Origin of the sequence: Krasilnikovia sp. MM14-A1259, from assembly GCF_047159535.1 — a bacterium.
GTDB lineage: Bacteria > Actinomycetota > Actinomycetes > Mycobacteriales > Micromonosporaceae > Actinoplanes.
In genome coordinates, this window is record NZ_BAAGAJ010000004.1 from 1 (window position 1) to 15371 (window position 15371).

Below are 15371 nucleotides of genomic sequence, written 5' to 3' on the forward strand. Positions count from 1 at the left end.
GCGGCCGGCCACTGCGGCCGATCGCCTTGGCGGCCTCGATGAACCTGGCGCTGATGCTCAACGCCGAGGGCATGTGGCGCATCGCCATCGACGATCTGCAGCTGCCGCCGCTGTTCGCGGTGCTGGTGTTCGCGGTGTTCGAGATCTGCTTCCTGACCGCGACGAGCATCGCCGCGGACCAGTACCGCAGCACCACCGTGTACGGGCCCGACGGCAAGGTGATCACGCCGGGTGACACGGGCCCGATGCTGTACGTGGCCGCGACGATCGCCGTGATGTCCGGAGTGGTCGTCGCCAGCAATGCGCACACCAACACCGAGAAGATCCTGCGGCTGGCGATCCCCTGCATCATCTTCTTCATGTGGTGGGCGGCGCTGACCGCCGCCGGCCGTCGGGTGCGCCGCGGGCGCTTCGCCTACACCCCGCGCCGGCTCGCCGAGCAGCGGGGCCTGTTCATCCCGGACGACGATCCGGACCTGGACGCGATGAAGGCCGCGCGGCGCCTGAAGAAGATGACGATGCTGACGTATCGCCTGCACAACACCACGCTGAGCACGCGGCAGAAGGCGAGGACGTCCACGAAGCTGGCGGTCCTGACCCTGTCCGCGACCTCGGACGAAATCGGGGAGGTGCGTCGCCGGGTCGGCCAGGCCACCCAGCTCACCGACCCGGCTGCCCTGGCGATGGAGACCCCGGCGGCCGCGGTGCCGGTCGCGCCCACGCCGGCCTTCTCGCCGGTCGAGCTCGGCGCCGGGCAGCGAGACGACGCCGCGGCCGACACTGCCGCGCCGGGCACGTTGGGCAGGGCCGCCGCGGCGCGGAAGCCGGTGGTGAAGGCGCCCGACACGACCGTGGTGGACATCCCGGCGACGGCGAAGTTCTACGAGCAGTGGCTGACCATCTGGCTGGCGATGCAGGCCGACCCGGATGCCAAGAACGAGGAGCTGGCCGAACGCCTCTCCGTGGCGCCGCGCACGATCAGCAAGGTCCGCAGGGCCGGCAAGGACGGGCTGCTCACGGCCGAGCACCTACACGCGCTGCGGGCGAAGGAGGGGACGGTATCCGCGGCGGACACCGGCGCCGACGGGCCCGCCGATGGCGATGCACCCGTGCCGACGGTGCCGGCGCAGTCGTCCAGGTTGACGGACGCCGCCACCGCGCCGGTTGCCAGCGACCAGGACGACCGCGAGCCGGCCCTGGCAGGCTGACCGGCTCGCCGGGGCCGGGGGTGCGGCGCCGGGGCTGGCGTCTGACCTTCAGCACGCGCTGTCCCAGAGAACCTCTGCCCATCCCGCGGGTTGCAACCCGCGGGATGGGCAGAGGGTCGCAGGTCCAGATCGGCAGGGGCGCAACCGGTGTGCTGCCGGGGGGTCGCAAGTCCCGGGTAGCAACCGGCGTCGGCGGGGTGGCAAGTCCCGGGTAGCAACCGCCGGGTCGGCAGGGTCGCAGGTCCAGATCGGCAGGGTCGCAACCAGGCGTCGGCAGGGGTCGCAACCGGCCGGTCCGAGGGTCGCAAATCCGCAGGCTGCGAGGGTAGAAACACCTCGCCCGACAAGGTAGAAACACTGGCTCTGCGGGGTAGAAACACGTGCCCCGCACGGCCCGGCGAGACGGCTCCCGGCGACCCGGGTCCAGGGTAGAAAACAGCAGGTCAACCGCCTAGTAACACCTGCCGTCGCAGGGTAGAAACACCCTCGGTTCGGCCGGGTCGCACATCGACGCCAGGCACGGGTAGCAACCGCAGCCACCGGGTCGCAGACCAGGGCCGGGCGCCGGGTAGAAAACGGCCGTCCGGCCAGGGTCGCAAGTCAGGCCGGCGGCGGGTAGCAACCACGGCGTCGGCAAGGGTCGCAAGTCCACGATCGGCAGGGTCGCAACCGGGTGCCGGCGGGTCGCAAGTCCGGGTCGCAACCGCGTGCCGGCGGGTTGCAAGTGCGGGGTCGCAAACCACCGGGCGCGGGTAGCAAACGGCGCCTCGCAACCTCGCCCGCCCAGGGGTAGCAACCCCCAGATCCGCGTCGCCGCCCGGGCCGCCCGGCCACTTCCGGTCACCGACTGACCCGGTCCCGCACCCGCCGATCCTCGGCGCCCTCGAAGACCAGACCCGACCCCGCAGTGGGCCGGCGGCCCGGCCGCACGGTGCCCGGCAGACGTCGGCATCCCGGCGGTTGTCGGCCACCTGCGTCGGGCCCACCACCTCGACACGAGGCCCGGGGCAGGGCGCCAGTGAGCCACCCGCAACCGGATCCGGGCCTGCGGCCAAGCCCCGGCTGTAGCCGGGAGCGGGAGGTGTTTCTGCCCAGGTGAACCCGGTACTCGGGGGCGTTTCTGCCCAGGTCAGGGCCTACGGCTGGCCGCCGCGGTGGCGGCCAGCCGGGCGGTAACGGGTGTCGCGGGTAGAAACACCTGGCAACACCGCCGGGCACAGCAACGCCTACAGGTCGCATAACACCTGCTCAGCAGGCTTCTCCCCAGCACCACGAACGGGGGAGGTCGACATGCGACAGGGACTGGTTCGGCAGATGCAAGACGAGTGGCAGGCGCTGACCGCCTCGCCGGCGACCGGCCGGGCGCTGACCCGGTGGGCAGCGGCATACCCGGCGTTGGTCGGCTACGCCGACCTGGCGGCGCTGCAGGCGGCCACCGAGGACCGCAGCGACAAGGAACGCTCGGACGCGATCCTGGGCGCGCTGGCCCGGCTCGCCGCCCGCGACGGCGGCGACGACGCCCTCGCCGCCCGGGTGCTGCTGCAGCTGCTGATGGCCGGCGCGGTCCGGCTCGCGCAGCGCATCACCGCGGTGACCGGCGACCCGGTCGGCGCCCAGGCCGACGTCCTCGCGGAGCTGGCCGCGCTGATCCGCACGTATCCGTGGCGGCGGCGGCCGCGGCGCATCGCCGCGAACCTGCTGCTGGACTGCCAGCAGCGGCTCAGCCGGGCGGCCCGCCACGACCGCGGGGAGGTCCCGGTCGGGCTGCAGCCGCTCCCGGACGATGAGACGGATCTGGCCGCGAGCCGGGAAGCCGACGAACGCGTCGAGGTCATCGACCTGTTCGTGTGGGCGCAGACCCGCGGGGTGCTGTCGGCCGAGGAGGCGCTGCTCCTGGCGGCGCACCGCGTCGACGAGATCCCCGTGAAGCAGCTCACCGGCCGGCTCGGCCGCTCCGCGACCGGGCTGTTCGCGCTGCGCAACAACGCCGAGGCCCGCCTCCGTGACGCCCTGACACATGCCGCCTGACCTGCGGGTTGTACTCCAGGCGGTCTCCGATGCGCTTGGTGTAGGTAGAGGCACCTTTCGCAAAGGAGGAACGCGCCGTGGACGACGACCTGCACCAGGTGGCGGCTGGGCTGGCCCACATCACGCGGACCGAGGCGGAGCTGCGGCTGCTGCTCGACGAGCTGCTCGCCTCCCGGCGGGCCCTGGACCGGCCCCTGCTGGAGCGCCTGGACACGTTCCTGCACGGCCCGGCCCACCAAGCCCTCGTCGTGCTCGACGAGCTGGCCGGCGTGGACCTGGCGGTGCTGCTCGCGGCGATGCCGCAGACCCGGCGCCGGCTGGCGGTGGCGTGATGCGCCGCCCACCGGCCCGCCAGGTGCCGACGTTCGTCGCCGCGCCTGCCCCCGGCCGCGCCCCGCAGCCGCCGGCGGAGACCCTCGACGACTGGCCGGCCGACGGCCTGCGCGGCTCCAGCCGCACCCAGGCCGCCACCAGCCGCGGCGTGCACGGGCTGCTGTGGACGCTGCTGATCGGCGCGGTCGCGCTCGGCCTGCTCGGCCTGGCCAACCTCGGAGGCCGCCGTGCCGCGCCCGCCGTCGCCGCACCTGCCCCCCCGCCGGCGGCCGCGGCACCGCCGGGCGGCTGCGCCGAATTGCTGGTCAGCGCCTGGCTGGCCGGAGACGCCACGACGCTGGGCGCGCTGGTCAGCGCCGACGTGCCGCGGCTGCCGGCCCGGGCGCGGGCCGCGACCCGCACCTACACGGTCAGCGCCCAGGCCGATGCGGCCGGCACGGGCTGGGCGTACGTGATCGGCGCCGACGTGGTGACCCTCGACAAGCAGGGCCGCGCCGCCGGCGTCGGCGTGCAGTTCTTCGCCGTCACCCTCACCCGGCCGGCCGGACAGGCGGCCGGCGGGACGTGCGCCGGCTGGGCGGCGCCGACGCTGCCCGCGCAGGTCGCCGGCCTGGCCCCCGCCGGCCGGCAGGACTTGGCGTACGGGCGGGCGCTCGCCGTGACCGGCCAGCCGATCCCGGACACCCTCACCCCGTTCTTCGCTGCGCTGCTCGCCGGTGGCCCCGAGATCGAGCGGTACCTGGCCCCGGGCACCACCATCGCCGCGGTCGTCCCGGCGCCGTACACGGCGGTGCGCCTCGAGCGGCTGTCCGCGGTCAAGGACGCCGAGGTGGGCGCCGGCCAGGACCTGCCCGCCGACGGCACCCGCGTGCAGCTGCTGGCCACCGTCGCCGCGAAGGTCGGCGACCAGCCGGGGGAGTGGCGCTTGACCTACCCGCTGACCCTCGCCGTCCGCGGCGGCCGGTGGGAGATCACCGCCATCGACACCACCCCGGCGGTCCCGGCGCCCACGCCCAGCTCGTCCACGCGGCCCGCCGTGATCGCCCCGTCCGCCCGCACGGGCGCCTCGTCCGCCCCGGCGTCGGGTACGCCGGGCACCCCCCGTTAGAAGGAGCTCTGCTGTGGAACCCGTTGTGCTGGCCGGAGACATCACCAACTGGGTGGACAACACCACCAACTGGTTGAGCACCACCATCCCGGTCGTCTTCCTGACCCTCGTCTTCGGATTCGGGGTCTGGATGCTGATCATGACCCGGGGCGCCATCCGTAAATTGATCGTCTTCGCGATCGGCGCGGCCGTCGTCTACATGCTGCTGACCAACGTCGACGCCCTCGCCCGCATGTTCGGCACCGAGGTCGTGGGTGCGCCCGCCCCCGCCCCGATCGTGGCCGCGGTCGACGCCGGGCGGGAGATCTGATGGCCGGCGCCGAGCAGCGGCACACCGCCGTCGGCCGCTCGTACACCGCCGGCCGGCGCCAGCCGTACCTGATCCGCAAATGGCCCGGGTCGCGGTGGACGCTGCCGCTGGGGCCGTACACCCTGACCCAGCTGACGATCCTGGTCGGCAGCATCGTGCTGCTGGTCAAGACCCGGGCGGTGTGGGCGCACTTCGGGCCGCTCAACCTGGTCATCGGGGTCGGCCTGCCGGCGGTGCTCACCTACGCGGCCCGCCGGACCCGCATCGAGGGCCGCGACCCGGTCCGCACGCTGCTGGCCGCCGTCGGCTACCTGCTGCAGCCCCGGGCCGGCTACCTGCGCGGCCGCGCCCACCGGCTGCCCGCCCCGGTGCGGCTGGCCGGGCGCGGGTTCGTCGTCGCCGAGCTGCCCGACCCGGCCGCCCTGGCCGCGCAGACCGCCCCCGCCGCCCGGGCGGCCGCCCGGGCCCGCCCCGCCGCGCCGCGCACGGTCGGCCTGGCCGACCTGCTCGCCGCGGCCGCCGAGAACGGAGGCCGCTGATGCTGGGCGCCGCCCTGCCCGCCGAGCCGCTGCGCGCGGTCGTCGGCAATTTGGCCTGGACCCACGACGGCAGCGTGTGGGCACTGTGGCGCGTCGACCCGGTGCCGTACCGGTATGCCACCGCCGAGGACAAGGTCTCCTACGGCCGGTCGGCGGCCACCCTGCTGCGCGCTCTGCGGGGCGAGCCGCTGCTGCTGAGCCTGTGCGGCCGGGTCGGCGCCGACGACACCGCGCGGCGCACCCTGGCCGGCATCGACGCCGCCCGGCACCCGGTCTACACCGAGATCTCCGCCGCGTACCGGCGGCTGCTGTCCGGCACCGACCTGCGCGAGCGCTCCTACTGGCTGGCGCTGCCGCTGCCGCACGGCAACACCCTGACCGCCGCGGTCGGCGCGCTCGCCGGCGCCGGGTCGCAGTTCGCCCGCTCGTTCGGGCTGGCCCCGGCCGCGCCGTCGCTGGCCGAGGTCCGGGCCCGCTCGGCGCAGGCCACGAAGGTCACGAGGGCGATCACCGGGCTGACCCCGGCGACCCCGGACGAGGTGCTGTGGATCCACCGGCGGGCGCCGCGGCGCGGCACCGCCGGCGAACCGGTGCTGGCGGCCGCTCGCCGGCAGGGCCGGGCCGCGGCGACCTGGCGCGGCGGGCGGCTGCGGGTGCCCAGCTACGCCGCGCTCGGCGAGGTCCACCTGGACGAGGGCGGCCGGGCCGCGGCCGCCGCCGGCACCCGCCCGGCCGGGCGCAGCTCGCTGCTCGAGTCGGGGATGCGCTGGCTGCGCGACGGCGGCCCAGCCACCGGCGGCAACCCCTTCAGCCACCGGTACGTGCGGATCACCACCCCGGACGCCGGGGTCTCCCACCAGGCGTTTCTGGTGTTGAGTGATCTGCCCACCGAGTGGTTGTTCCCGGGCGGGGAGTGGCTGGCCGGGCTGCACGAGGACGTGCCGTTCGGGATCGACTGGGCGATTCGGGCCACGGTACTGACCGGCACCGAGGCCAAGACCAAGGTCGGCCGCAAGCGCCGGCAGATCGCCGACCAGCTCGGCGAGTACACCCCCGGCGAGAACGAGGAGCCCGGGCTGACCGAGGACGTGCCCGACTGGGTGCTGACCGGCCAGCAGCAGCTCGCCGACGAACAGGCCAGCCTGGACGCTAACCAGGCCGAGGTCGAGTACCAGATGAGCGTGGTCCTCGGGGTGTGGGGCGCCACCCGCGCCGAGTGCGAGGAACGCGCCGAGGCGCTGCGGCTCACCTTCTCCGACGACCTGATCGCGGTGCGCCCGACCGGCGACCAGATCGCCTGCTACGCCGCGATGCTGCCCGGTGTGCCGGCCCCGCGGGTCGTCGACGACTATCGGCAGTTCCTGCTGGCCGACGATCTGGCCAAGGCGATGCCGCTGGTGGGCGGACGGCTCGGTGACCGCACCGGGCAGGTCCTCGGGCTGACCGCCGACGGCGGCCTGGCCGAGCCGGTGCAGCTCAACATCGCCGGCTGGACCCAGCGCGACATCTCCGCCAGCCTCGGACTCTTTGCGGAGTTGGGCGCTGGCAAGTCCGTCACGTTGAAGAAGATCCTCGCCGACGTCGGCGCCGGCGGCGGCCGCACCATCGGCTGGGACCGCACCCGCACCCAGGAGCAGTCGGTGTTCCTGCGCGCGGTGTTCGGCGACCACGCGGTGCAGGTCGTCGACCTGGCCCGCCCCACTGCATTCTCGCTGGACCCGCTGCGGGTGCTGCCCGGCCTCGACGGGATCACCGCCGCGGAGACGTTCGTCGCGCAGCTGCTCGGCGTCGACGCGACCAGCGAGACCGGCACCGTGCTCGCCGAGGCCCTGGCCAGCATCGCCGAGGACGCCAAGCGCAGCATGAGCGTGCTGATCCAGGCCCTGGCCGAGGACGCCGAACGCGGTAGCGCGGCGGCCGGGACGCTGGCCCGGCAGCTGTCCGCGGCCGCGCGCCGTCCGGTGTGCGGGGTCATCTTCGACCCCGACCTGCCCGCGCTGGACCTGACCGCGGCGCACATCGTGTTCGCGACCCACCAGATGGCCCTGCCCAAGCGGCACGAGCTGCGCAGCGATCTGCAGGCGGCGAAGCTGCCGTTCGCGGCGCTGTTCGGCCGGGCGGTGCTCACGTTGAGCGCCCAGCTCGCCAAGACGGTCGCGTTCGGCGACCCCCGGTTCGTCCTCGTGCACGCCGACGAGTGCTACTGGCTGACCCGCGAAGGGGAGGGCTCACCCGGCTATGACACCGTCCTCGAGCTGATCCGCGACGGCCGCAAGAACCACGCGGGGATCCTGCTGGCCGGGCACGACCCCGACGACACCGGCGACGACACCCTGCTCGGGCTGCTCTCGGCCACGTTCATCGGCCGGCAGCGCAACAGGCGCCTCGCGAGCCGCTACGTCGACGCGCTCGGCGTCACCGACCCCGACGTACGCGACCGGCTGCTGCGCACCATCACCGATGACCTGTCGCCGCTGTCGCACATCGACCCGGCCAGCGGCGACGCGGTCGTGCAGCCCGGCAGGGAAGGCGAGTTCATCGCGAAGATCCACCAGCGGATGGGCCGGCTGCGGGTGCTCATCGCGCCGATGCCGCGGCTGCAGGCCGCGATCCGCACCACCCCGGACGCCGAAGCGGGCCGGCTATGACCACCACCAGGCCGACCAGCACGCCCGCCGGCGGCGTCCGACGGTGGTGGTACCGCGCCGTGGTCATCCTCGCCGCGGTGTTCGTCGCGTGGCTGCCGACCAGCCCCGCGGCCGCCGACCCCGGCGACGCGATGTGCTACGTCGGCTCCGGCAAACCCTATGTGGAGCAGCCCGCCCCCGGCGGTCCCGGCACGGGTGCCCCACTGCCGCCGACCAGCCCTATCGTGCCGTGCGACCAGCTGACCAGCTACACCAAGCCCGGCACGTTCTTCGGCGGCGGCTCGACCGTCATCGACCGGCAGGGCAACCCCCTCGACAGCTACTACTTCGACTCCGGCTACCACGGCATGACCGACAGCCTCACCCACGGCGACGTCAAACTCGCCACGATGGTCGCCGACTGGATCTTCAGCCTGAACTCGATGATCGTGTGGGTGGCCTGCTGGCTGCTCGGCGTGTCCGTGAACTTCGGTGTGGCCGACGCGATGCTCGGCCCGGTCGCCCAGATCGCCCAGAAGTATCAGACCCAGGTCGTCGACCGGTTCGGGCTGCCCACCCTGGCCTTGATGCTGTGTGTGTTCTGGTTCGGGTTCGCCGCCCTGCGCGGCCGGGTCGGCAAGGGCGCCGGCGAGATCCTCATCTCCTTCTGCCTGGCCGCGGTCAGCGGCGTCGTGCTCGCCGCGCCGGCCGACACCGTGCTCGGCGACGACGGCCTGCTCGGTGGCACCCGCGACGTCGGTATCACCTTCGCCGCGCTGCCCCTGGACGACACCGGACCGGCGACCAACACCGGCCACCTGACCCCGGACAACATCATCACGCCGTTCCAGAACGCCATCATCGACACCTTCGTGCGCCAGCCCCACGAGCAGCTCGCCTACGGCGTGATCTTCGACGACACCGGCGACGGCGCGCACCCGTGCCTGGACACCTACAACAAGATCCTCAAGGCGGAGCACGCGGACGACGAGAGCCCCATGTACGACCTGATGAAGCAGTGCGACCCGCGCCTGGCCGAGCACCTGCGTCAGGACACCGGCACCCGCATCGTCGGCTCGATCCTGGTCCTCATCGGCTCACTGATCATGCTGACCTACGTCGTCATCGGCGTGGTCATCCCGCTGCTCGGCGGGCAGATCGCCCTGGCCGTGCTCGCGATCCTGCTGGTCCTCGCCCTGCCCGCGTCGCTGCTGGGCGGCCCCGGCCGGCGCGCCCTGTGGCTGTGGGTCGGCTCCACCGCGACCGTGCTGGCCGCCATCGTCATCGGCTTCGGCAGCCTGTCGTTCTTCCTGGTCACCACCGGCGCGCTCACCGGCGTGCAGGGCACCGGGTTCCTGCTGCGGCTGCTGCTGGTCGACATCGTCGCGGTCATCCTGCTCGCCTGCCACCGCCGCATCGGCCAGAGCACCCGCTCGCACGTCCGGTTCGCCGTGCGCCGCCTCGACCGCGCCAAGGTCGGCGGGTCCGGGATGGGCGGCATGGGCATGGGCGGCCGCGGCTGGAGCGTGCGCGGCGTCTGGCGCGACGTACAGACCCTCGACGCCAACGCCGGCCGCGCCTTCCAGCGCGTTCAGATCCTCGGCCGGGAGTTCCGGCGCGGCTTCACCGGCGAGGACCGCGACGACGCCGGCTACCAGCGCGACCCGTTCCCGGTCGAGCGGCGTCCGGCCTCGAGGGGCACCTGCCCGACCTGCGGCGGTGAAGGCACGATCAGCGTCTACCTCGAGTCCGCCGACGACTTCGAGGACCGCGAGTGCCCCACCTGCGGCGGAAGCGGCAACGCGTGAACCCCCGCCGGGTCGCCCTCGTGCTGGCGGTCGCGGCGGCCGCCGTCATCGCTGTGCTGCGCCTGGCCGGCCCCGACGACGTCCCCGCACCACCGGCCGCCGTGACCTCGGCATCACCACCGGCCGGCGGCACCGCCACCGCTGTGCAGACCCCCGCGGCGGCCGCGGCCACCTCGCCGGCGGCCCGGGCCACACCGCCGGCCACCACCTCCCCGGACGACATCGACGACGACTCCACCCACGACCTCGACACCGCCGCCGCGGCCGCGGCCGCCACCCGCTTCGCCCGATCCTGGACCCGGCACACCGGCACCGACGCCACCAGCTGGGCGCCGCGGCTGGCCGCCCTGAGCACCCCCGTCCTGGCCGGCAAACTGCGCCACGCCGACCCGGCCGGCGTGCCCGCGACCACGGTCACCGGCACGCCCCAGATCACGGCCCTCCCCGGCGGTGCCGACGCCCGCATCACCACCGACGCTGGCACCCTGCACCTGACCCTGCTGTACCAGGGCCGCTGGCTGGTCCACGCCCTCGACTGGATCCCGGCCCGATGAGGCTGCGGACCGTCGCCGTCATCGCCGCGGTGATCACCGTGCTGTGCTGCGTCGGCACCGGCGTGATCGGCGGCGGCTACCGGATGCTGACCAGCAGCGCCTCCGCCGGCTGCGACGTCAGCGTCGACCCCGACCTGTCGCTGCCCAAGGTCGGCGACCTCAGCGACGAGCAACGCCACTACGCCGCCGTGATCATCGCCGTCGGGCAGCAGAAGAAGGTCCCCGCCCGCGGCTGGGTCATCGCGATCGCCACCGCCCTGCAGGAGTCCAACCTGCACAACCTCGGCGACCTCGGCGCGAACAACGACCACGACTCGCTCGGGCTGTTCCAGCAACGCCCCAGCGCCGGCTGGGGCACTCCGGCGCAGATCCTCGACCCGGTCTACGCCGCCGGCAAGTTCTACGACAAGCTCGTCACCATCCGCGACTGGGCCACGATCCCGCTCACCGAGGCCGCCCAGGCCGTGCAGATCAGCGCCTACCCTGACGCGTACGCCAAGCACGAGCCCCTGGCCACCGCGCTCGTCAACGCGCAGCAGGGGGCAGGCGGTGACCTCGGGCTCGGCTGCGCCGACGCGACGCTGGGCACGGCCGAGCCGGCCCCCCGCAACCCCGACGGCACCTGGCCGGAAGAGAGCTGCAGCATCGTCCCCGACCCGACCACCGGCGCCGGCTGCCTCACCCCACGCACGCTGCACCTCGTCCAGCAGGCCACCGCCGCCGGCTTCCCCAAGCCCGGCTGCTACCGCGTCGACGACCACGGCGAACACCCCAAGGGCCGCGCCTGCGACTTCATGATGACCTCTGGCGGCGAAGCGTCCGGAGCCCAGAAGGCGCGCGGCGACGCGATGGCCGCCTGGGCCGTCTCCAACGCCGACCGCCTCGGCATCAAGTACGTCATCTGGTTCCGCATGATCTGGACCCAGACCCAAGGCTGGCACGCCTACAACAACCCGTTCGGCGGCAACGACCCCTCGGGCTGGCACACCAACCACGTCCACATCTCGATGTACTGAAACCGTTGAAAGTTTCATCTGATGATGGATTCGCAGCGTGCGCGTGGTGGGAGTTGGCGCGACGACCCCGAGCCGCGGTTTATGTCAGACCCGACATTTATCGTCCGCCTATGACCAACAATGTGAGCATTGAGCAGATGGCCGTGGGCGTCGTTCCTGCCTTCCCGCGGCAGTTCTATCTGTACGTGGACAGGCCGGGCCCGGCCTTCGACCAGCTGGTGGAGATCCTCGAGGCCCGCGGCATCGCCGAGCGGCACATGACCACCGGCGCACAGATCATCGGTGCCCGGACGAGCGTCGAGGACATCCGGATCAGCGTCCCGTTCGGTGAGCGCCCCTGGCCGCAACTCATCGACAACCTCGCCGATGCCTTCCGCGACCTCGCGATCCGCGGCGACCTCGGCGTGCGCGTCTACCTCCGCACAGAGCACGAGACGAAGAAGGAGGGCGGCGTCGTGCTGGCGCCTGGTGCCGACATCGATGCCGACCACGCGGCCCTGCGCCGCCTGCTCAACGAGGCCGCCGCCGCGGCCGGGCTCCTTGCCCGTGCCGGCGACTGACACGATCAACAATCACTGACCCGACGGGCCGGCGTGCTTCTCACCGTGCGCTGACGGTGTGCCCGGCGGCGCCGGGCACACCGGGAAGCGTCTGTCGCCCATCGCCGGGCTGGTCATCGCCCGGCGACTTCACAGTGGCCGGGAGTGCGGCCGCGCGGCGTCCAGGACCGCCGGTATTGCCTGCTCAGACGGCTAGAAACACCCTCCTAGAAACACCCCCGGTGACCCCGTCGCGGGCCGCCGCCAGCCGACCGGACTCACCCGCGGGTTTAGCGGCCCGCGGCGGGCGCCGCCGTCCAAGTGCTCTGACCTGGGGTTTGTACTCCAGACGACCCCAAATGCGCTTGGTGATAGTAGGAGCCCTCTTCGCTCTGCTCCCCCGGTCAGAAGGAGACTGCCGTGCCCCGGTTGCCAGGCCCGCATCGTGTTCGCCCCCAGCCGGCGCTGCCCTGCCCAGTGTCGCGATCATGTCGTTTTCACGTCGCGATCACGTCGCATGGGACGGTCCGGCCGTGACCGTGTTTGCGCAGCTCACTGGCGGTGGAAACACCCCGCCGCGGATCCCGACATCTTTACCCACCCCAGAAAGCGTGATGCCTCACTTCCTGCTGGAGTGGTTCAGCCATCTGACCGTGACGGCCATCGCGGCGTGGAGCGGCGTCACAGCAGGTGTGGCCCTTGGCGTGGTCATCGTCCACGGTGTCCTGACGCATCTGGGCCTGAAGACCCGAGCAACCTACGAACTGATCCCGGACTCAGTCTTCGACCCACCTCCCGGTCCAGTTCTGCAAGCAGTCGCTCAGCTCGCTCGAGCCCGCCGTGCCGTCAGCCTGCTCCCGCGCTCGGCGAGCGCGGTTCGGGTGTCGCTGGTCGGCGACGGCGACGGCCTGCTGCGCTACCGCATGTCGGTCCCCGACTACGCCCGGGCGGTCCTCAAGACCGCCCTGTGGCCCGGGGTGGCGCCGCTTGCGCCGGGCGAGAGCCCGGCCACCGCGGCCCCGCCGCGATTCCACCCCGACGAACCCACACCGGCCGGCGACGGCGCACGGTGGTACGGAGAATCCTCCTCCCCCACCGGCAAGACCACGGTGCTGCGCGCCGAACTGACCCTGGCCCGCACCGACCGGCTGCCGCTGGCCGACCGCGGCCTGGACCCCGACCCCCTCGACGCGTTCGCGCGGGCACTGGCCGAGGTCACCGACGGCGACCGGGCGGTGGTGCACCTCGACCTGGCCGCGGTTACCCACGCCCGGGAACGGCTGTGGCGCCGCTTCGCGGTAGCGACCGCCGAGCGCGAGCAACGCCGCCAGGACGAGTCCGCCGAGGCCCGGCAGAAGCAGGGCAGCATGATGGGGGGAGGATCCACCCGCCTGCGCCGGGTCGGGATCGTCGCCGAGCAGATGCGCATCCAGACCCGGGCGCTGAGCACCAAGCTGTTCGCCACCGACCCGCTGTGGCAGGCCCAGGTGCTGATCCGGGTCGAGTCGCCGTCCAAGGAGCGCGCCCGCGCGCATCTGCTGACCCTGCTCGCGGCGTTCGAGCAGTTCTCCGGCGAGAACTACTGGCGGGTCTGCGGCGTCAACGTCGGCCGGACCTGGTTCGACGGCGCCGACTCCTGGTGGCGGCGCGGCTGGTTCGACCACCGCGAGCGCACCGGCCGGTTCAGCCCGCGCCGCAACCGTCGGGTGCGGACCACCGAGATGCTCGGCCTGCTCAAGCCACCCACGCTCAAGTGCACATCCGAGGCGGTCGCCCGCACGCCGGCTTTGCCGCCGGCGCCGGCGACCATGCCGACCTACATCAGCCCGGCCAAGACGCCCGGGTTCCTGCCGCAGGGTTTCGCGGTCGTGCCCGGCGGCGGCTGGCGCCCGGTCGGCACCCGCGCCAAGGAGAGCCTGTTCTCCCTCAACCTCGGGCGGGCGGAGTACGGCAAGAGCGAGCGGGCGATCGTGCAGGCGGTGCACCTGGCCAATATCGAGGACGCGCGGCGCCCCGACCGCGGCCACGTTGGGTTCTTGTACCTGGACCCGCACGCCGACGCGCTTGAGCGGATGAAGCCGTTCCTCGGCGCGGCGGCCGACCGGGTGCTCGAGCTCAACCTGTCCGCTGGCGGGGACACGCAGGCCGGCTGGAACCCGCTGGACATGGCTGGGCGCCGGCCGGAGGAACTCGAGTCGCGGGTGTCGGCGGTGGTCGCCTCGTTCGCGTCCGCGATGGGCTGGGGCACGGTCAACAACCGGGCGCAGACGCTGACCCAGATGGCCGCCCAGTCGCTGTGCGAGCTCGGCATGAGGCTGCCCGCCGACCTGCAGCCGACGATCTTCCAGATGACCACGATCCTCGCCGACGAGGACTGGCGCACCGTCGTGCTGCCGTTTCTTAGCGAGCACACCCGCAGCTTCTGGGAGACCCGGTTCGCCAAGCTGTCGGCGGAGGCGATCACCCCGGTCACCAACCTGCTCGACCGGCTGCGGGCCTCCGACCGGGTCGCCGCCCTGTTCGGTAGTCCGCAGTCGACCTATGACGTGCGGCACGCGATGGACAACGGCTACATCGTGCTGGCCTGCCCGTCCGGGACCGGCGACAAGGACAAGCTGATCACCGCGTTGCTGCTGTACGACACCCTGCGCGCCGCGCTGAGCCGCCGCGACCTGCCGCCCGAGCAGCGCCGCCCGTTCTGGCTGTTCGCCGACGAGATCCAGCAGTACGCCACCCGCGACCTGGCCCGGATGCTCGAGGAGACGAGGAAGTTCGGGCTGCGGATGGCCGCCGCCGCGCAGTCGATCAAGCGGCTGCCCGACTACCTGGAGGAAGCCTTCCTGACCAACCGGTCGCATCTGATCACGTCGGCTTCCAGCGTCGAGAGCGCCCGTACCGTCGCCCGGGAATGGGGCAAGTTCCCGCCGGAGCAGATCACCGCCTTGGACAAGTACACCGCGATCGGCTCGTTCCGCGTCGACGGCAAGAGCACCGATCCGGTTTTCCTGTACGGCTTCGAGGTCTCCGACATCTACCAGGAGCTCTACAACCCGTTCGCCCCGCAGGTCATCGACGCCGCCGTCGACCGCAACCTCGGCCGTCGGCCGATCCGGGAGATCCTCGCCGGGCTGGACACCCTCGACGAGCGCATCGCCACCGCCCTGCTGAGCCGGCGCGGGCAGAACCGCCCACCGGCACAGGCCGTGCCCGCCGCACCGGCCGCCGCGGGCGGTGGCGGCACGGTCGTCGCGTTGCCGCCGCGGCGCGGCACCCGACCGCTGAACCAGAGCTGACCAGGGAG

General features: G+C 73.0%; 11 protein-coding genes and 1 pseudogene. All 12 read left to right on the forward strand.

All coding sequences use genetic code 11. From position 1 onward, the window contains the following. A pseudogene (locus ACMCNK_RS35890) lies at window positions 1-1208 on the forward strand (MFS transporter); the annotation flags it as partial. 1290 nt (window positions 1209-2498) lie between these two features. Continuing rightward, on the forward strand, window positions 2499-3236 hold the full coding sequence (locus ACMCNK_RS35895; RefSeq protein WP_412741157.1) for a hypothetical protein: 738 nt from the start codon (window positions 2499-2501) through the stop codon (window positions 3234-3236). Window positions 3237-3313: 77 nt separating this feature from the next. Beyond that, window positions 3314-3568 carry a hypothetical protein gene (locus ACMCNK_RS35900; RefSeq protein WP_412741158.1) on the forward strand — a complete coding sequence of 85 codons (255 nt, stop codon included), beginning with the start codon at window positions 3314-3316 and terminating at the stop codon, window positions 3566-3568. Continuing rightward, window positions 3568-4677: a hypothetical protein gene (locus ACMCNK_RS35905; protein WP_412741159.1), complete on the forward strand. Its 1110-nt coding sequence runs from the start codon at window positions 3568-3570 to the stop codon at window positions 4675-4677. The genes ACMCNK_RS35900 and ACMCNK_RS35905 overlap by 1 nt, the downstream gene beginning before the upstream one ends. A 13-nt stretch (window positions 4678-4690) precedes the next feature. Continuing rightward, window positions 4691-4987 carry a hypothetical protein gene (locus ACMCNK_RS35910; RefSeq protein WP_412741160.1) on the forward strand — a complete coding sequence of 99 codons (297 nt, stop codon included), beginning with the start codon at window positions 4691-4693 and terminating at the stop codon, window positions 4985-4987. Next, window positions 4987-5526 carry a hypothetical protein gene (locus tag ACMCNK_RS35915; RefSeq protein WP_412741161.1) on the forward strand — a complete coding sequence of 180 codons (540 nt, stop codon included), beginning with the start codon at window positions 4987-4989 and terminating at the stop codon, window positions 5524-5526. The genes ACMCNK_RS35910 and ACMCNK_RS35915 overlap by 1 nt, the downstream gene beginning before the upstream one ends. Then, window positions 5526-8174, forward strand: a complete 2649-nt coding sequence (locus ACMCNK_RS35920; RefSeq protein ID WP_412741162.1) for an ATP-binding protein — start codon at window positions 5526-5528, stop codon at window positions 8172-8174. The genes ACMCNK_RS35915 and ACMCNK_RS35920 overlap by 1 nt, the downstream gene beginning before the upstream one ends. Then, window positions 8171-9961 (forward strand): hypothetical protein, encoded by a 1791-nt coding sequence (locus tag ACMCNK_RS35925; protein WP_412741163.1) that lies wholly within the window; start codon window positions 8171-8173, stop codon window positions 9959-9961. The genes ACMCNK_RS35920 and ACMCNK_RS35925 overlap by 4 nt, the downstream gene beginning before the upstream one ends. After that, the gene (locus ACMCNK_RS35930; protein ID WP_412741164.1) at window positions 9958-10515 is read left to right on the forward strand and encodes a hypothetical protein; all 558 of its coding nucleotides are present in this window, start codon (window positions 9958-9960) and stop codon (window positions 10513-10515) included. Before ACMCNK_RS35925 ends, ACMCNK_RS35930 begins: the two co-directional genes overlap by 4 nt. Then, window positions 10512-11531 carry a hypothetical protein gene (locus ACMCNK_RS35935; RefSeq protein ID WP_412741165.1) on the forward strand — a complete coding sequence of 340 codons (1020 nt, stop codon included), beginning with the start codon at window positions 10512-10514 and terminating at the stop codon, window positions 11529-11531. Before ACMCNK_RS35930 ends, ACMCNK_RS35935 begins: the two co-directional genes overlap by 4 nt. 110 nt (window positions 11532-11641) lie before the next feature. Further along, window positions 11642-12091: a hypothetical protein gene (locus ACMCNK_RS35940; protein WP_412741166.1), complete on the forward strand. Its 450-nt coding sequence runs from the start codon at window positions 11642-11644 to the stop codon at window positions 12089-12091. Between the two features lie 590 nt (window positions 12092-12681). Beyond that, window positions 12682-15363 (forward strand): hypothetical protein, encoded by a 2682-nt coding sequence (locus ACMCNK_RS35945; RefSeq protein ID WP_412741167.1) that lies wholly within the window; start codon window positions 12682-12684, stop codon window positions 15361-15363. Window positions 15364-15371 lie beyond the last annotated feature (8 nt).

Bases quoted from the DNA above. Each gene is read 5' to 3' on its own strand.
- ACMCNK_RS35895 (WP_412741157.1), top strand. From the start codon at position 2,499: ATGCGACAGGGACTGGTTCGGCAGATGCAAGACGAGTGGCAGGCGCTG.
- ACMCNK_RS35905 (WP_412741159.1), top strand. From the start codon at position 3,568: ATGCGCCGCCCACCGGCCCGCCAGGTGCCGACGTTCGTCGCCGCGCCT.
- ACMCNK_RS35915 (WP_412741161.1), top strand. From the start codon at position 4,987: ATGGCCGGCGCCGAGCAGCGGCACACCGCCGTCGGCCGCTCGTACACC.
- ACMCNK_RS35920 (WP_412741162.1), top strand. From the start codon at position 5,526: ATGCTGGGCGCCGCCCTGCCCGCCGAGCCGCTGCGCGCGGTCGTCGGC.
- ACMCNK_RS35925 (WP_412741163.1), top strand. From the start codon at position 8,171: ATGACCACCACCAGGCCGACCAGCACGCCCGCCGGCGGCGTCCGACGG.
- ACMCNK_RS35935 (WP_412741165.1), top strand. From the start codon at position 10,512: ATGAGGCTGCGGACCGTCGCCGTCATCGCCGCGGTGATCACCGTGCTG.
- ACMCNK_RS35940 (WP_412741166.1), top strand. From the start codon at position 11,642: ATGACCAACAATGTGAGCATTGAGCAGATGGCCGTGGGCGTCGTTCCT.